The sequence below is a fragment of the Cognatundibacterium jejuense genome (assembly GCF_014284255.1).
Taxonomy (GTDB): domain Bacteria; phylum Pseudomonadota; class Gammaproteobacteria; order Burkholderiales; family Burkholderiaceae_D; genus Undibacterium; species Undibacterium jejuense.
Window position 1 is genome coordinate 85,258 of record NZ_JACOFV010000003.1, and the last position, 16,977, is coordinate 102,234.

At 46.4% G+C, this 16,977-nt stretch carries 14 protein-coding genes; 8 read left to right on the plus strand and 6 right to left on the minus strand.

The window, feature by feature from the left end:
* Positions 1–55: 55 nt before the first annotated feature.
* The 3 genes from H8K32_RS04700 (at position 56) to H8K32_RS04710 (ending at position 3,367) form a co-directional block, all read left to right on the plus strand.
* Positions 56–1,789 (plus strand): proline--tRNA ligase, encoded by a 1,734-nt coding sequence (locus H8K32_RS04700; protein WP_186911324.1) that lies wholly within the window; start codon positions 56–58, stop codon positions 1,787–1,789.
* A 352-nt stretch (positions 1,790–2,141) separates the two neighbouring features.
* The gene (locus tag H8K32_RS04705; protein ID WP_186911475.1) at positions 2,142–2,687 is read left to right on the plus strand and encodes a lytic transglycosylase domain-containing protein; all 546 of its coding nucleotides are present in this window, start codon (positions 2,142–2,144) and stop codon (positions 2,685–2,687) included.
* On the plus strand, positions 2,684–3,367 hold the full coding sequence (locus H8K32_RS04710) for a hypothetical protein (protein ID WP_186911325.1): 684 nt from the start codon (positions 2,684–2,686) through the stop codon (positions 3,365–3,367). Before H8K32_RS04705 ends, H8K32_RS04710 begins: the two co-directional genes overlap by 4 nt.
* 127 nt (positions 3,368–3,494) lie before the next feature.
* Here H8K32_RS04710 and H8K32_RS04715 read toward each other — a convergent pair whose 3' ends face one another.
* Positions 3,495–3,893, minus strand: a complete 399-nt coding sequence (locus H8K32_RS04715) for an SWIB/MDM2 domain-containing protein (protein ID WP_186911326.1) — start codon at positions 3,891–3,893, stop codon at positions 3,495–3,497.
* A 249-nt stretch (positions 3,894–4,142) separates the two neighbouring features.
* Positions 4,143–5,510: a signal recognition particle protein gene (ffh, locus tag H8K32_RS04720; RefSeq protein WP_186911476.1), complete on the minus strand. Its 1,368-nt coding sequence runs from the start codon at positions 5,508–5,510 to the stop codon at positions 4,143–4,145.
* Positions 5,511–5,839: 329 nt separating this feature from the next.
* Between ffh and H8K32_RS04725 the strand changes: the two genes are divergently transcribed.
* The 4 genes from H8K32_RS04725 to H8K32_RS04740 all read left to right on the plus strand — a co-directional run bounded on the left by H8K32_RS04725 (position 5,840) and on the right by H8K32_RS04740 (position 9,380).
* On the plus strand, positions 5,840–6,787 hold the full coding sequence (locus tag H8K32_RS04725; RefSeq protein WP_390312187.1) for an ABC transporter substrate-binding protein: 948 nt from the start codon (positions 5,840–5,842) through the stop codon (positions 6,785–6,787).
* A 72-nt stretch (positions 6,788–6,859) separates the two neighbouring features.
* Positions 6,860–7,678: an ABC transporter permease gene (locus tag H8K32_RS04730; RefSeq protein ID WP_186911328.1), complete on the plus strand. Its 819-nt coding sequence runs from the start codon at positions 6,860–6,862 to the stop codon at positions 7,676–7,678.
* A 7-nt stretch (positions 7,679–7,685) separates the two neighbouring features.
* Positions 7,686–8,480, plus strand: coding sequence for an ABC transporter ATP-binding protein (locus tag H8K32_RS04735; protein WP_186911477.1), 795 nt, complete (start codon positions 7,686–7,688; stop codon positions 8,478–8,480).
* Positions 8,481–8,954: 474 nt separating this feature from the next.
* Positions 8,955–9,380, plus strand: a complete 426-nt coding sequence (locus H8K32_RS04740) for a flagellar protein FlaG (protein ID WP_186911329.1) — start codon at positions 8,955–8,957, stop codon at positions 9,378–9,380.
* A gap of 94 nt (positions 9,381–9,474) precedes the next feature.
* Here H8K32_RS04740 and H8K32_RS04745 read toward each other — a convergent pair whose 3' ends face one another.
* The 3 genes from H8K32_RS04745 to H8K32_RS04755 form a co-directional block, all read right to left on the minus strand.
* Positions 9,475–10,956 carry a hypothetical protein gene (locus tag H8K32_RS04745; protein ID WP_186911330.1) on the minus strand — a complete coding sequence of 494 codons (1,482 nt, stop codon included), beginning with the start codon at positions 10,954–10,956 and terminating at the stop codon, positions 9,475–9,477.
* Positions 10,953–12,200, minus strand: coding sequence for an ATP-grasp domain-containing protein (locus H8K32_RS04750; RefSeq protein ID WP_186911331.1), 1,248 nt, complete (start codon positions 12,198–12,200; stop codon positions 10,953–10,955). Before H8K32_RS04750 ends, H8K32_RS04745 begins: the two co-directional genes overlap by 4 nt.
* A gap of 62 nt (positions 12,201–12,262) precedes the next feature.
* On the minus strand, positions 12,263–13,771 hold the full coding sequence (locus H8K32_RS04755; RefSeq protein WP_186911332.1) for a pyridoxal phosphate-dependent decarboxylase family protein: 1,509 nt from the start codon (positions 13,769–13,771) through the stop codon (positions 12,263–12,265).
* A 189-nt stretch (positions 13,772–13,960) separates the two neighbouring features.
* Here H8K32_RS04755 and H8K32_RS04760 point away from each other — a divergent pair, with 189 nt between their 5' ends.
* Positions 13,961–14,308 (plus strand): GlpM family protein, encoded by a 348-nt coding sequence (locus H8K32_RS04760; RefSeq protein WP_186911333.1) that lies wholly within the window; start codon positions 13,961–13,963, stop codon positions 14,306–14,308.
* A gap of 156 nt (positions 14,309–14,464) precedes the next feature.
* Here H8K32_RS04760 and H8K32_RS04765 read toward each other — a convergent pair whose 3' ends face one another.
* The gene (locus H8K32_RS04765) at positions 14,465–16,627 is read right to left on the minus strand and encodes a S46 family peptidase (protein ID WP_186911334.1); all 2,163 of its coding nucleotides are present in this window, start codon (positions 16,625–16,627) and stop codon (positions 14,465–14,467) included.
* Positions 16,628–16,977 lie beyond the last annotated feature (350 nt).

A 16,977-nucleotide genomic window follows, 5' to 3' on the forward strand; every position in this document is an offset into this window, starting at 1 on the left:
CTAATCCTTTAAAATTGAGTTGATTATAACCTTCCATTTAAAAAGAATCACTGTCATGCGAGCTACTCGATTTTTTATTTCTACACTTAAAGAAGCCCCTGCCGATGCCGAAGTCGTCAGCCATAAACTGATGATGCGTGCCGGCATGATCAAACGCCTTGGTTCTGGCATCTATAACTACATGCCGATGGGCTTGCGCGTGATTCGTAAAGTAGAAAATATTATCCGCGAAGAAATGAATCGTGCTGGAGCCATTGAAATGCTGATGCCTGTCGTCCAGCCTGCCGAATTATGGCAAGAAACCGGTCGCTGGGACAAAATGGGCCCTGAATTGATGCGCGTGAAAGACCGCCATGGCCGCGATTTCATTATTCAACCGACTTCCGAAGAAGCGATTACTGATGTTGTACGTTCCGATATTCGTTCGTATCGCCAGTTGCCAGTGAATTTTTACCACATCCAAACCAAATTCCGTGACGAACGTCGTCCGCGCTTTGGATTGATGCGTGGCCGCGAATTCACCATGAAAGATGCGTACTCTTTTGATCGTAACGTTGAAGGTCTGAAGCAATCGTATCAAATCATGTTTGATGCTTACACCCGGATTTTCCAGCGTTTTGGCTTGCAATTCCGTGCTGTAGCTGCGGATAACGGTGCGATCGGTGGCTCTGGATCGCATGAATTTCACGTCATTGCTGAGACTGGCGAAGATGCTTTAGTGTATTGCCCGACTTCCGACTACGCGGCCAATATGGAGGCCGCAGAAGCTTTGGCTCTGAGCACTGAACGTCCAGCAGCAAGTGCAGCCTTGACCAAAACAGCAACCCCAGGCAAAGCCAAGTGCGAAGATGTGGCTGAATTGTTGAGCATTCCTCTGCAAAACACCGTGAAATCTATCGTTTTGACGGTAGAAGACGAGGAAAAAGGCGAAGCTGGTAAACAAGTCTGGCTGTTGTTGTTGCGCGGCGACCATGAATTGAATGAAGTGAAGACTGCAAAGGTTCCGGGTCTGGCGAATCACCGCATGGCGACCGAAGCAGAGATCGTTGAATGGTTTGGCACCAAGCCAGGCTATCTTGGTCCTATCAACACTAAGAAAGCAGTCCACATCGTTGCTGATCGTACCGTAGCGAATATGGCTGACTTTGTCGTCGGTGCAAATGAAGCTGATTTCCATTTCACCGGTGCAAACTGGGGGCGCGATATTCCCGAAGGGCTTGTTGCTGATCTGCGTAATGTCGTTGATGGCGATCCTTCACCAGATGGGAAAGGCGTATTAGCGATTCAACGCGGTATCGAAGTTGGTCACGTATTCCAGTTAGGTACCCGCTATTCACAAGACATGAAGGCCACCTTCCTGGATGAAAACGGCAAGCCACAATTATTACAAATGGGCTGCTACGGTATCGGCGTAACGCGTATTCTGGGTGCTGCTATTGAACAGAATTTCGACGATAAAGGCATCATCTGGCCAACCTCGATTGCGCCGTTCGAAGTAGTAATCTGCCCGATGGGAATGGACCGAAGCGATGCCGTTAAAACCGAGACAGAGAAGCTGTATCAAGCTTTGCTGGCCGCAGGCGTTGACGTAATTTTGGATGACCGTGGTGAGCGTCCTGGTGCGATGTTTGCTGATTGGGAGTTGATCGGCGTACCACATCGCATCGTTATCGGTGACCGTGGTCTCAAAGACGGCAAGCTGGAATACGTTGGCCGCCGAGATGCCGAGGCAACGATTGTTCCTGTCGAAGAGATGTTGGCATTTGTTAAAGCGAAACTGGCAACTTGAACCTGTTTTTTTTGGCGATAAGTTAACCACTGCTTTAATTCAGGGTTGGAGTATTTAAATATCCTTTTTGTTGTTGATAATTTTGTTGCTGATAAAAATATGATGAACAGCAAGGGGATTTTTCATCGACCGAGTTTAACAGGCGGCGCGGGTTTCACCCGCCCGAGATTATCTTTCAAGCGCAGGCTGGATCTCCTGCTGTTTCAGGCTAAAGTTAAATTCAGATGATTGCAAAATACTCCTCCCTTCCTTTGGGAAATAATCAAAAGTGAAGTTGATCTCCACCCGTTTTTTTGCCCTCCTCATAAGCATATGTGCCGCGCTACTTGGTTTGGGGCTTTCCCCTCAGGCGATGGCTGGTAACCAACTAGAAGAAGCAATGGCTGACTCGGTGCGTCTAGCGCTGTCAAAAGCTGTTTCTGATGCTAGTCCACCTAAACCCAGCTTCACTAATATTGATGAACGTATTAAATACCTGAACTGGTTGGGTGAAATGTCGGTACGTTTAAAACGTCGCATCCCCGATTATCAAACCCGTATAGAATTTCTCGAAACGGTTTGGTACGAATCAAAACGTGCGGGTCTTGATCCGGCAATGGTATTGGGACTCATGCAAGTCGAATCGGGATTTCGTAAATACGCGACGTCTGTTGTTGGGGCGCGTGGCTATATGCAGGTTATGCCATTCTGGTCGCGCGTGATCGGCGATGGTAACGCCAAGATGCTATTTAAAATGCAAACTAATTTGCGTTACGGATGCTCGATTTTGCGTATGTACATCGATATGGAAAAAGGTGATTTATACCTTGCTCTTGGTCGCTATAACGGCAGTCGTGGTAAACCCGAATACCCAAATGCAGTGCTAGCTAACTGGAAGAACTGGGAATACAAAAAATGACAACAGCGACTGCCATAAGTCCATTTTCATCTGGTACCGAAAATAAATTATTGCATTCACTGATTTTTATCCTGCTAGTCGCTGCGCATATGGCGATCATCAGCTTGATTCCCAAGTTTAATACTTATCTGCAGAGCCAAAAATCGTCACGCTCAACCAGGTTGATCTGGTTGTTATCACCAACCAAGCCGACAATAACACCAGCGGCAGATAAGCCCCTTCCCGCCAAAGCGCGCTCAGCTCATATCGAGGCGCAGAGAAACGTGCTCACTAATCGAACTGTAGAGTCTGCTGCCAATATCGTCGCGCCATCAGAAACGATCACTGTTGAGTCTGTCGCCGAACCTGTTCCACGGATGATTAATCGTGATGTCACGCAACTCGCCAAAGACATGGATAAAGATCTCAGAAAAGACTTTCCAAACCGGATTCCACAAGAGCTTATCGCCGCCAAAGGTTCGTTTGAAGCCTTTAAAAAAAATATCGCTGCCGCCGCTAAAAATCAGGAATTGATCTATCAAACCTATACGACTGCTGATGGGACATTAATCACCAAAGTGACCTCCGGCTTAGGTTCTTACTGTGTATCAGCCCCAAATTCCGCAGGGGGAGCAACCATCATCCAACGTGAGGGGCAGGGAATGCGTGTAATGACATGCCCGGGTCAGATGAGCTTTTAAACGATTGTAAAGATGCTGCTTCACCAAACAAAAATGCCCGCGCGATGCGGGCATTTTTGTTTGGGATGGGACACTAACTACTTCCCTTTAAGTCTCCCAAAGCAACTTTAGTAACCGGAACTAAGAATCAGGACAGGTGACCAGAAATGAGTTTAGTCATTTCGAACATGGAAACTTGCTTTTTGCCGTCGAAAACAGCTTTCAGTTTGTCATCCGCGTTGATGTTGCGTTTGTTTTCTGCATCTTGCAGATTGTGCTTCTTGATGTATTCCCATACTTTTTTAGTGACTTCAGTACGTGGAATTGGTGCTGCACCGATCACTGCCGCCAAAGTTGGGGAGATAGTCATTGGTTTCATGAACGCTGCGTTTGGCTTGCGCTCTGCTGCTGGTTTAGCTGCTGCTTTTTTAGGCGCTGCTGCTTTTGCTGCTACTGGCTTTTTGGCCGCTGCGGCAGGTTTTGCTGCTGGCTTAGCTGCTGGTTTAGCGGCTGCTTTTGCTGCTGGTTTTTTTGGTGCTGTTGCCATAAATAGCCTCCTTCACAAATTTCGTGGACGGAGCTTTGATCATAGTTGAAAAGCTCCTGCATTGCGTCACTTTACGCACTGCTAATAGTGGTGCGCTTTTTACACTGATGCAAGTGTTTTTTGCAGCTTTTCGACGAAAATATGCAGGAAATCGGGCTTCGTTGGATTTAAGTACGAAAAAAAGCCGTTTCAGAGCGTTTTCCCCTCTGAAACGGCAAATTTCTGTGATGTATTTTGTCGCTGAAAAAATCAGCGCTTTCCAGGCATCATGCCCTTCATGCTGCGCAACATTTTCATCATGCCGCCACCGCGTAACTTTTTCATCATGCTCTGCATTTGTTCAAATTGCGCCAGCATGCGGTTGACTTCCTGAATCTGTACGCCCGCACCGGCCGCGATACGGCGCTTGCGCGAAGCTTTGATTAATTCAGGCTTGGCACGTTCCAAAGGGGTCATGGAATTGATCATGCCTTCCATGCGACGGACTTGTTTTTCGGCCTGATCCATATTGGCGCCAGCCGCTGCCTGTTGCATTTGTGCCGGCAACTTATCCATCAAACCGGACAAGCCACCCATGTTTTTCATTTGCGACATCTGCATTTTGAAATCATTGAGGTCGAACTTGCCGCCGTCTTTGAGCTTATGCGCTAAATTCTGTGCTGCGGCAACGTCCATGCCTTTTTGCGCCGATTCGACCAAGGCCAGAATGTCGCCCATACCCAGGACGCGATTTGCCATGCGGGTCGCATCAAAGGACTCGAGACCATCGAGTTTTTCAGCAACTCCGACAAATTTGATTGGTTTGCCAGTGACGTGGCGCACGGATAGAGCCGCACCACCGCGTGAATCACCATCGAGCTTGGTCAGTACTACACCAGTCAATGGCAGCGCATCGTTAAAGGCTTTGGCAGTGTTAACGGCATCCTGACCCAACATGGCATCAACCACAAACAGCGTTTCAATTGGGTTGACTGCTGCATGAACCGCAGCGATTTCTTGCATCATCGCCTCGTCAATACCTAGACGACCAGCAGTATCGATAATTAAGACATCATGGTAATGCTTTTTTGCAAAATCTAAGGCTGCCAGCGCGATATCGACTGGCTTTTGATCTGGTGTGGATGGGAAAAAGTCAGCACCAACTTGTTCTGTCACAGTTTGCAACTGTGCAATCGCAGCGGGGCGATAAACGTCGGCGGAAACAGTAAGAACTTTTTTCTTTTTCTGTTCGCGTAAATATTTAGCTAATTTACCAACGGTCGTGGTTTTACCCGCACCTTGCAAGCCAGCCATCAAAATAATTGCAGGTGGTTGGCAAGCAAAACTGAGTTGCGATGCTTCTTCACCCAGATCGGCACCCATTAAGGCTGCCAATTCTTTTTGTACGACACCTACCAGTGCTTGTCCTGGCGTTAAAGAGGAAATAACCTCTTCGCCCATGGCTTTTTCTTTAACACGGGCGATCAGTTCACGGACGGCTGGTAAGGCAACGTCGGCTTCCAGCAAGGCCATGCGCACTTCGCGCAGCATGTCAGCGGTATTAGATTCAGTCAGGCGGGCTTCGCCGCGCATGGTCTTGACGACTTTGGCGAGGCGTTGGGTAAGATTATCAAGCATAGCGAAGAATAGATTTTCTTTGAAAAATTGCAATGATTGCCAAGCGAAGACGATGTAAAGCGATGTCATCAGCGTCTTATTCGATAGTGAATCGAATGAAATACCAGTCTATCGTCATCTGCTTATGCAAATTAATCTGGCATTTTACCTGATCAGCGTGATTTGCCGTCGCAATTCGCTTTGATAGACGGGCTTTTTGTAGAAGTATCAACTTTGTATGGAGTTCAGCTATCATACTAAGACAGCAAAATAAGTCTGCAGAAATGCATGTGTACAAATAATTGAGACAGGAGATAGGCATGTTTAGAAAAATATTGGTCAGCGCGTTGATGTTGGCTGGGATCACTAGTGTCGCATTGCAAGCGCAAGCACAAGAAGCAGTTCGCTTAGGAAATCTTAAATTTGCCCATTACGGTGCCGTGTCGTATATCAAAGAAATTGCACCGAAATGCGGTATCAAAGTCGACGAGCGAGTGTTTCCAAAAGGCCTCGATGCCATGCAGGCGGTAATTGCTGGTGAACTCGATGTTGCAGCCGTGTCCTCAGAAGCAGTCATCTCTGCGCGCGCCAGCGGCACGCCGATTTATTTGGTTGCAGGTTTTGCCAAAGGCGGAGTACGTTTGGTTGGACGTAGCGATTTGCCTTTGAAAACCGTGAAAGATTTGAAAGGCAAAAAAGTCGGCGTCACACGTGGTGGTATCCAGGATATTTTGCTGGCCGCCGAATTATCGCAAAACGGTCTGACATATTCAGATCAACCAGGAAAAGATGTACAAATTATTTACCTTGGCTTTCCGGATTTGAATCAGGCACTGATGGGGAAAAATATCGATGCCATGATGCAATCTGAGCCATATTCGTCGCAAGCTCTGAGCAAAGGATTTGGTAAAGAAATTATCAAACCGTATGACACCGCAATCGGAGAACCGGTGCGGACGATGGTGATGACTGAAAAATTTTATAAAGAACATCGCCCAACCGCTGAAAAATTTATGCGCTGCTTTGTTGAGTCAACTAAAACCTTTATCGACAATAAAGCACTGGCAGAAAAATATGTGCGTGAAAACATGTTCAAAGGTCAGGTCAATCATGAAGATTTTATTAATGCAATAGAAAATTCTCCTTACACCTATGACATCACGGCTGAACATGTTCAGATCACCACTGATTTGATGCAAAAGTATGGCGTCGGAAAAATGGCGAAGCCACCAATTGCTAAAGATTGGGTAAAAACCGATTTGTTAGAACAAGCAAAGAAAACACTGAACATTCAGTAATGCTGATGGTGACAAAAAGGCTGAAGGCAGGCGCATGTCTTTCTGCTTTTTTAATCAAGACAGGAAATTGATATGAAATTGAAGTGGCGTGAAATTGGCGCTGGACTCGTTGTCCCCGTTGTGCTGATCGCGATATGGCAAGCTGCCTGTAGTCTGGAGTGGGTGAATCCGCAAGTCTTGCCGTCGCCATGGGCGGTGCTCAAAAAATGGTTGGAATATGCATCGCCAATGACACCTTACGATCCAGCCAGCGAAAGTTGGTTAGCATGGACATTGTCGGGCGAGTTGCTGAGAGATACGATGGGTACCATGTATCGCGTCATCGTTGGTTTTGTTGTTGGTGCAGGGCTGGCCTTACCTTTGGGGTTGCTCATGGGATCGAGTGCCCGCGTGTATGCATGGTTTAACCCACTATTGCAGGTGTTGCGTCCTATTCCGCCAATCGCGTATATTCCTTTGTCGATTTTGTGGTTTGGATTGGGTAATCCTCCGGCGATTTTTTTGATCTCTATTGGCGCTTTTTTCCCTGTACTGATGAACACCATTGCGGGCGTTCATCATGTCGATAGTATTTATATTCGTGCAGCGCGAAATTTAGGTGCAAGTCAGTCGACCATGTTTTTAAGAGTCATGTTACCGGCCGCCGTGCCCTATATCTTGTCGGGTGTGAGGATTGGTATCGGCACCGCTTTCATTGTCGTGATTGTGTCAGAAATGATTGCCGTCAATAACGGTCTGGGTTTCCGTATTCTGGAAGCACGCGAATATTTTTGGTCTGACAAAATTATTGTTGGCATGGTTAGTATTGGTCTGTTGGGCTTGGCAATTGACCTGGCGATGAATAAGTTGAATAAGCATTTACTGCGTTGGCACCGTGGATTGGAGAATTAAAATGACGATGTCTGCGCACATTGAGATCAATGCAGTAAACAAAATATTTAAGACTGCTGATAAAGAAGTGGTTGCTCTGCATGATATTAATTTGGAGATACCCGAAGGACAGTTTGTTTGTCTGCTAGGGCCATCCGGTTGCGGCAAATCAACTTTGCTTAATGCGATCGCGGGCTTTGCTTTACCATCCGACGGTAGCATCATTGCTAACGGTAAGGAGGTCAGAGAACCAGGTCCTGATCGCGGTATGGTATTCCAGGAATATGCTTTATTTCCGTGGATGACGGTGGAAAAAAACATTGCTTTTGGCCTTGAAATCAAGGGAATGAAAAACGTCGATATCGAGCAACGTGTCAGCAACTTATTGCAGATGTTGGGTCTGTATGAATTCCGGCAGCGTTACCCTAAAGACTTATCGGGTGGGATGCGGCAACGCGTTGCGATTGCGCGTGTGCTGGCGCTGGATTCACCGATTATGTTGATGGATGAACCTTTTGGTGCACTGGATGCCTTGACCCGTCGTAACTTGCAAGATGAGCTGTTACGTATCTGGTCTGAGTTGAAAAAGACCATTATCTTTGTGACCCATAGCATCGAAGAGGCAATCTATCTCGCCGATAGGATCATCGTGATGACTTATCGTCCTGGCACTGTGAAGAAGGATATTTTATTGGATTTACCGCGTTTGCGAGACCCGTCTTCGGTTCAATTTAATGAATTGAAGCGTGAGTTGGGACAATTAGTAATGGAAGAGCAACAACGACACCACAATGATGAATTGAAACAGGCGATTGTAGATTGATTGGGATGAAAGGGTATACCTATGCGATCGACCTGTAGTTGCTAAAATCTCCTAGCATACGTAACTTAGGATTTTGGCTAAAGAAAAGCGTGTGGTTTATATTGAAACGCCGTCATTACATTTTTTTAAACGTTAAATACTTCCCCTCAGTATTTAAAATTCCCCTTATCAGATAAGGGATTTAGCATATATTTTCTACAAATATCGGGGGAGTATATTGGCTATATTGATGTTGATATATTATGTTACAAGTTATCTGTAGTGTTGACACAAAAAACACCGACAATGGAAAAATTACCTTAATTAGTTTTATCATCGGCGAAAAATCAAGAAGCTGATTGACGATTTACTGAGGGGGGAGGAAAGAAACTTTTATCGAATGTGGTTCAGATTGAATCACCGATACCAATAAAACTCGCATATTGCTGAGTTAGTGTCTAATATGATTATGTAAAAGATGTTGAGGAGTTTGTGATGGACCTTAGCGCAATTGCTCTTTCCGGGCAAGCAAATGTGGCTATATCGTCCCCGCCCGTTCAATACGGTGTGGGATTGACGTCTGCTGCCAGCGCATCAGTCAGTTCCAGTTCTTCGCCCATAATCAGCGATCAAACATCCAATCCTGTCGCCCCGGCCAATGTTAATGCAGGTAGCCCTTCTTCACAGGCGAATGAAACTGATTCCCTCAGAAAGTCCGCAGCGGCTTTGAATCAAAATTCCCAGCCGCATTTTGGCAGTATCGAATACACGGTTGACCAGCAGTCCGATAAAATGGTGCTGAGAGTTGTTGACCAGGAGACTAAACAAGTTTTATTGCAAATTCCTTCCAAGGTAGCCTTAATCCTGTCGGAAACGATAGGTAGTGGTGGTGCAGGTAATCTGATTCACGAATCGGCATAAGTGATCACATTGATCATAAAAGTTGTACTTGGCGTCTTTGTGATTGCTTCGTTTGTTTTCTTTCTAACTTTTCTTCAACAATACGCGCCGCAACTCACAGCGTATCAATAATCTCCACAATACGCTCAAACGCTAGCAGCGCTTCAGTAATGATTTTTTCGGCGGACAGTTTTTCTTGGGCTGAGACGAGCATCGGTGCACTGATACAAATTCGCAATGCGCTGACTGGGGTGCCCATTCTTTCGCCGCATAAAACTGGTTGCCCAAGTTGAAAGCGACGATGTTGTTGTGCATCAGCAGGTTGTTGTAATTCTTGATAAACCTTTGCCGATTCACTCCTGGTTAAGGGACGCTTTTCTCCATTACTCAGAATACGATAAATGACGAATGGGAAAATGGTTTGTTCTTCATCCCAGTTTCCTGCACTACCGATCTCGCTGCGATCAAGCGCAGGATTGCTAACGGCTTCAAAGTGAGGATCGTGTTGTATTCGATCGCTGACTGCTTTACGGAATGCTTGTAAAAATGGACGAATTTGTTGCTCGTTCAGTTGTGCAAATTCACGCAGTTCCGCCATGGCCGCTTCCCAGCGCAGTAGCAATCCAAAGTTAGTGCCGGGATGCAAATTCAAAGACGCCTTATAGCCACTTGGCCAGTCTGCGGAGTGGGAGTAAGCGCGAGCGCCTTCGTGCAAAATCCGTTCTTGACAGATATTCGCGACCAAATGGGGAATGAGTAAGGCACCAGAAAAAGTAGGTCCCCCTAAAAACTTTGACCCTGTCAGTGCAACACAAAAATGGTGTACGAGGTAGGCACGCAGGCTTTGTTTTGATAAGCGAAATTGACATGCATCAACCACTACCTGGATTTGATCGGGCCAACGTTGTTGCAATTTCTTGATGCTCGCAATGCCAGGGAAAATCAAACCTGTTTTGCACACGTCAGTCAGTATTAAAAGTAGTCGTTTTTTTGTTTTAACAGCTTGCTCTACGATTTTGAGCAATTCGGCATCAACACTGGCGATATCACGTGGCTTACCATCCTGCGAGCGCGCGGCCAGTGTAAGCAGTTCACCGCGCCAGTCGCTGACAGCGGCACCTTCCGGAGTGCCGCCGGCGCAGGTTGAATCGCTACTAAAATGTTTGCCTTGTAAGGCTGCTGCAAGGCCACTGCCAGTTTCAGCAGGATCTATCATGACCGTCAGATCAGGCTGCAACCACTGCGCTAGTAATAGGTGAATGTCGGTTCCAGAGGCGGCAAATAAAGCGTCAACTTTATCCTCTTCGCTGAGTCCACACAGCGATAAGAACTCTGATCGCAAGGCCCGTATTTGCTGGTCGTAAATATGTTGCTGCGTATCTTGTAGAACCAGTTGAGCGCATCGATTGCGTAAGGCCTGCGCCGCGGTCATTCCACGCAATGAAATGACCGACGCGGTGGAAGAACCTAAGGCGGTCAGCTCATTATCTGGCAAGGTGCTACAGCCGTATTTATTTAGCCCGGTTTGTGGATTTGGTGTAATTCTGGAGTCGCCACCAGAGACAAGTAAATCAATCGTTGCCGGAAATTCTTTCATGGATTTTCTACGTTCGCAGTTGATTTGTGGCGGGCATTTTCCAGCATTTGTCTGAAGGCATTGAAAACTTTTTGCATCGCTGGCTTTTTGTATGGATACATATCAGCCGGATCCATTGCATGTACTACCATTGCATTGTCGATCTCAAAAATCAGTAAATTTCCATCCTGGGTCTCCGCACAATCGATGCCCAAATATTGCATACCCATACGTTGGTAGATCGTTTCTAAAGCAGTAGCATGGCGCTTTGCGAATTCTTCATCGAAGTGTGCCATGCATTCAGCTTCTTCAGCGCGTTTTTCAGCGCTTTCTCCCATCCCTGCATTCAGGTAGTGAATCATCCAATGCGATGAAATCGCGAAATGGCAGACATAGGGTCTGCCTTCGATCAGTGCAATCCGGTATTTGCGAAATAAACCATCGGCACTGCGATAGTCGACAAAACGTGAAAGATAAAAGTACTCAGAAGGAATGCGCTCCAGATAGGCTTGCAGGCTATCTGCATCTTCAATTTTTTCCAGATCTTTGCCTGCATGCGAGCCTAATGGTCGTATGATCAGTGGAAAATGATCACCAGAAAGTAAGGTATGAACGTCGATTATTCCTGCACTTAGCTGACCTAAAGTGGTTCTGTTAGTGCGCACTGTAACTGGCATCTCAATGCCCGTGGAGTCGCTCAAGGCAGCGCACACACCATCGCGTGATGTTTGTGCAATATATTCCGGCAAGTTGATGACGGGACGTGGCCAGTTTGCAATAAATAAACCCACTTTTTTCAACAACGCCTGATTGGATTCCGATTCAGCAATGCCGACTAACATGACATCATGTTCAGGAACGATCTCTGGCCAATTGGCATCAAGTGATAGGTATAAAATATCGAGGGCAACGTCCGAGTCCTCTATTAAAAATTCTATCGGTGTATTGGACATCAAATCGCCTGGCCCCATGATCACCAATAGTTTGATACCTGGCGCTGATTTTTTTGCCGGAATCGAATATAAGGCCTGCGTCTTGATTGCCTGAGCTTGCATTGCTAAGGCTAAATCGTGGTGTCCGATGATTTGTAAATACACCGAGCAATCCATTAACGCATTGGCATCAGTGATATTTTCCTCTGCCCGTTTGAGCAAGGCTTCACCGATAGGCTTTATATCTTCATTGGCGAAAGCGAGGCGCATCAAAGGTGCAACACCAATGAAGGGGGCAAATGCTTGCGAGGCAAACTCAAGGCGATCGGACATACACTTCCTTTGCGGTAATTGATTTGTCGCTTATTGGGGTACTTTTTCTTTCAATTTTTCTTTTACTCAGTCGCTTGATCAGTGCGAGTTTTACCCACAGCAATGACTGCATTGAGCATCGCATCAAGATCGCCACGATGTGTGCGGTGATTCACAATCGCCACACGAATCGCGAGCTGCCCTCTGACTGTCGTAGTGGAGGGAACAGCGATGCCGGATTCATGTAAATCTGCCACGATGTCACGATTCAAGTCATCAAGATTGCGTTGACTTGAATTGTATTTAGTTTCACCTAAATAACGGAAGCACACCACATTGAGCGCAACTGGTGCGACTAACTCCAGCGATGAATGTTGGCTGATTTGCTGCACCAGATATTGCGCCAGATCACAGGTTTGGGAAATGATGTTGCCTAATTTTTCCGTGCCATAAACCTGTAAAGTAAACCAGGTCTTTAATGCACGGAAACCGCGCGATAAATCTGGGCCGAAATCGCATGGCCAAGGGGATCCGCCTGCCAGGCCACGGCTCTCGCGGCGAAGGTAGGCGACAGGTGCAGCAAAAGCATCCATATGCTGGGCCGCATCGCGTACTAATAAAAATCCAGCATCGTATTGCACTTGTCCCCATTTATGAAAATCAAATGCAATCGAATCTGCACGCTGAATCCCTTGCAATAGCGGCGCGACTTTTGGGGACATCATACCGAGCGCACCGAAAGCGCCATCGACATGGAACCAGCAATTCTGGCGAGCCGCAATATCGGCAATCTCATTGAGCGGATCAACTGCACCTACATCGACGCTTCCTGCTGTTCCGGCAATGAAGAAGGGCTGAAATCCAGCAGCGCGATCAGCTTCGATAGCCGCCTCTAGTGCTTGTGTATCCATCTCGAATAAATCATTGCTCGGAATCCGACGCAATGCGGAGGTACCAAAACCGGCCAGATCCATTGCTTGCGCTACGCAACCATGTGCTTCCACCGAGGTGTAAGCGGTCAGTTGCATCGCAAATTCTCTCAGACCTTGTTGACGTACCGATTTGCCGAGCGCAACGGTTCTGGCGACTAACACCGCCATCAGATTTGCCATTGAGGTGCCAGTCACAAAGACGCCGCTGGCAGTTTCAGGAAAGGCAAACAATTCACGCATCCAACGTACAATTTGTCGTTCGACTTCCACTGGCATTTGATCTCGACCACCAACATTGGCATTTAAACCAGCTGCTAACATGTCAGCCAACATCCCGACAGGCGTGCCGCCGCCCTGTACCCAGCCCATGAAGCCGGGATGACTATTTCCAGGCCCATACGGCAAGATATCTTGCATGAAAGTCTCATGCGCACTTTCGAGGCTTTGACCTTGCTGTGGCAGTGTCACCTGAAATTTAGCGCGGGATGTTTGCGGAATGGGTTGCCAGACCGGGCGTTCACGTAAATGTTCTACAAAATCCAGCATATCGTCGAGCATACGATGACTCTGCTGGCGAAATGCACTCCAGTCTTCCGGGTCCAGACTCTGGTGTGCGTCTTGGGGGTGATCCGCAGTGGGATCTTTAGGCAACTTATCCATCAATTTGTCTTGAAAAAACAATGCCCGATTATCTCACTTGCGAAAGAATTTGCGCAAACTTTCCATTTTTTCATCAAAAAATGTGGCTTCCGATGACAAGTCTAAGAATTTTTTAAACAAAAAATCAGAGGGAAGCATGTTCGTTGCTCTGCTAGACTGCGATTTAATCTGAATTGCCGACGTTGAAAAATGATTTCTTTACTTCTGAAGTGTCTGACCGGTGCTTTTGCTGTTTTGCTGATTGCTCTGGCTTCCCAATCCCGTTACTTTGTGTTGGCGGGTCTGGTTCCTTTATTTCCGACATTCGCATTGATTGCTCACGTCGTTATAGGAAGCAGTCGTTCCGTGACTGCTTTGCAAACCACCGCTTTATTTGGTTTGTGGTCTTTAATTCCTTATGCTGCTTATCTTAGTACTGTTTATTTTTTAAGTACGCGTACTTCATTGAGCATGACTTTGTTTTCTGCGGTTGTGGTGTGGGTCGTCTGTGCGGTATTGATGTTAGTAGTATGGTTTCGGGTATTTTCGCAACAGTAAATCCGTAGGGAGAGGGCGGACGGCCTTGGTTTTGTGTCCGAGTCAGGTTCGCATTGGATAACGGTATCTACAAAATGATTATCCTTATAAAAAAACGCCGGATTTTTATTTCCGGCGTTTTTTTTACTTCAAAATTTAGATGAGAATCGATGTTACTTACTCTGCGTTCATCTCTTTGATCAGGCGGTCATATTTTTCTACATGCTTCATGTTCCATAGGATGTAGCGTATATCAACTTGAATAGAACGTGTGTTTGCTTTGTTGAAATCCCAATCAGAAATAATCGAATCCAGCGTGCCATCAAATGCCAGGCCGATCAGTTCAGCCTTGGAATTCAATGCTGCTGAACCTGAGTTACCGCCCGTAATATCCAAGGTTGCGAGGTACGCGACAGGTACGGTTTTCAGTTTTGAATCTGCATATTGACCAAAGTCGCGTGCTTTAATTGCGGCTAACTCCGCAGCTGGTGCATTAAATTCACCGCTACCAGTAGCTTTTGGTGGAATGCCATCAACTGTCGTAAAGGCAGACCATGCGAGTCCATCCGCAGTACCATGATCACGTCCTGCAACGTTACCAAACGTTACGCGTAAAGTGCTGTTGGCATCAGGATAAACGGCCTTTCCTTTGCTTTGCATGAAGGCGATTTTTGCTTTCATGTAATTTGCATACGCTTGTTGCAGATTGCCCGCTAGTTCTTCCTCATGCGCTTCGCGCTTCAGCCCGCCGTCGTACATTGCTACTGCAGCTTTGATAAAGCTATCGTCACTGGTCTTAAAATCAGCCGGCTTACTGCTTAACCATGCAGTCCGGGTTGCTTTATCACTTAATTTACTACCGGCATACATTTGATCTAACAATGCTTTCAAATCAGCGTCAGACATGCCATCTTTGATTCCCATCACCGCATCAAAGTCAGCATTGCGCTCGTTCTTTGCTTGTGCTGCGTATTGCTTCAGGTTGTTCAGCACCAATGCTTTGTCGACGTTTTCAGCATAGCTGCGTTCGACAGATTCAATACCTGCTTTGATGCGTGGGAGATCACGGGTCTGGAAGCCAGCCTTGCGTTCAGCGTCTGGCTTAGCGCTTTCATTAGCAAGGCGATACATTACGCGAGCAGAATTGAGCAGACGTGGGAAAGAGCGATCCAGATAGAAATCACTTTTCTCTTCTGCATCACGTTTGGCAATTAATTGTTCAACTTGTGCAATATCCTGTGCATATTCTTTGACACGGGCAGGGTTGCTATTGACCCATGCTTTGAGTTCTTCATGCTCCTTGGTTTTGCGGGCCAGGAAATCACTCTTGGCATAGCTATCAAGCATGCCCTGACGGTTTTTGTAGTAATTATTGATACCTGCAACCTGGCTTGCGTACTTCAGCTTCGCATCCGGATCATTGGCGGTTTCTTTGGCAATGATTGCCAGCGATTCGCCTGAGGACTTCACGAACGCCGGGTAATTCCAATCGAAGGTGTAAGCGACTTCTGATGGCAGTCGATGACGATTGGTGCGGCCCGGGTAGCCGAGAGCCATGACGAAATCGCCTTCTTTGACGCCTTCTTTTGCCAGCTTCAGATAAAATTTAGGAACGTAAGGGACGTTGTCTTTGCTGTAGTCAGCTGCTTTGCCGTCTTTGCTGACGTAAGCGCGATAGAAACCGTAGTCACCAGTGTGTCGTGGCCACATCCAGTTGTCTGTGTCACCGCCAAATTTACCAACACCTTCCGGAGGTGCATGAACCAAACGCACGTCACGAATTTCCATTTGTTTAATTAAGTAAAATTCCAGGCCGCCGTAGTACGGATAGACGTTACAGCGATGTCCGGCATCTTTCTCGCATTCGGCAACGATAGCTTTGGAATTTTTCTCGATAGCATCGACCCGTTTTTTACCAGTCAGTTTAGCTACGTCTTTATCGATGATTTTGCTGCTGACATTCGTTACTTCCTTAGTCACGAAAACTCTGGACCCAGGTGAAGCTGGCAACTCTTCATCCAGACTTTTTGCAAAAAAACCGTTGGCTAATAGATTATTTTCTGGTTTTGAGTTGTACGCAACGCTGCCATATACACAGTGATGATTGGTGATAACCAGGCCTTGTGGCGATACAAATGATGCGGAACAACCACCGAGGCTGACGATTGCCCCCATAGGAAATTCAGTCAATTTGGTCAGATTTGCAGGGTCAAGTTTGAGACCATCCGCTTTTAATTGTTTGGCGACTTGTGGCAATTGTTGTGGCATCCACATACCTTCATCGGCATAGGCAACATTGTAAATACTGAAGACTGCTAGCGTTATGAGTGTCTTTTTCATCGTTATTTTATGAGTTAATTTGATTAGATAAGGGAAGGGACGGAGAAATTCTAAAACCGCAACCGCTAGTGCTGTGTTGCTCTCGTAGCATCATCCACAGATCGATAACTACGCTGGTTCGATTCATTTTCCGTACTTCTTATAACCGCAGTATTTAGTGAGCAAATAGTTTAAAAAGTTCAAAAAAAACCTTAAATTCAATACTTAGCTTACTTTCTATATCTTAAACCAGATTGAGAGCCCGTTTTGAGCTGCTATGAGGGTGATTAGTGATCAATGCGCTCGTTTTATCTTTGATGAATGTCAAGAGTTCAATCCAAGTTCAAAAAAAATATCTACATGGTGTAAAC

Bases quoted from the DNA above. Each gene is read 5' to 3' on its own strand.
- H8K32_RS04700 (WP_186911324.1), top strand. From the start codon at position 56: ATGCGAGCTACTCGATTTTTTATTTCTACACTTAAAGAAGCCCCTGCC.
- H8K32_RS04705 (WP_186911475.1), top strand. From the start codon at position 2,142: ATGGCTGGTAACCAACTAGAAGAAGCAATGGCTGACTCGGTGCGTCTA.
- H8K32_RS04710 (WP_186911325.1), top strand. From the start codon at position 2,684: ATGACAACAGCGACTGCCATAAGTCCATTTTCATCTGGTACCGAAAAT.
- H8K32_RS04715 (WP_186911326.1), bottom strand. From the start codon at position 3,893: ATGGCAACAGCACCAAAAAAACCAGCAGCAAAAGCAGCCGCTAAACCA.
- ffh (WP_186911476.1), bottom strand. From the start codon at position 5,510: ATGCTTGATAATCTTACCCAACGCCTCGCCAAAGTCGTCAAGACCATG.
- H8K32_RS04725 (WP_390312187.1), top strand. From the start codon at position 5,840: ATGTTGGCTGGGATCACTAGTGTCGCATTGCAAGCGCAAGCACAAGAA.
- H8K32_RS04730 (WP_186911328.1), top strand. From the start codon at position 6,860: ATGAAATTGAAGTGGCGTGAAATTGGCGCTGGACTCGTTGTCCCCGTT.
- H8K32_RS04735 (WP_186911477.1), top strand. From the start codon at position 7,686: ATGTCTGCGCACATTGAGATCAATGCAGTAAACAAAATATTTAAGACT.
- H8K32_RS04740 (WP_186911329.1), top strand. From the start codon at position 8,955: ATGGACCTTAGCGCAATTGCTCTTTCCGGGCAAGCAAATGTGGCTATA.
- H8K32_RS04745 (WP_186911330.1), bottom strand. From the start codon at position 10,956: ATGAAAGAATTTCCGGCAACGATTGATTTACTTGTCTCTGGTGGCGAC.
- H8K32_RS04750 (WP_186911331.1), bottom strand. From the start codon at position 12,200: ATGTCCGATCGCCTTGAGTTTGCCTCGCAAGCATTTGCCCCCTTCATT.
- H8K32_RS04755 (WP_186911332.1), bottom strand. From the start codon at position 13,771: ATGGATAAGTTGCCTAAAGATCCCACTGCGGATCACCCCCAAGACGCA.
- H8K32_RS04760 (WP_186911333.1), top strand. From the start codon at position 13,961: ATGATTTCTTTACTTCTGAAGTGTCTGACCGGTGCTTTTGCTGTTTTG.
- H8K32_RS04765 (WP_186911334.1), bottom strand. From the start codon at position 16,627: ATGAAAAAGACACTCATAACGCTAGCAGTCTTCAGTATTTACAATGTT.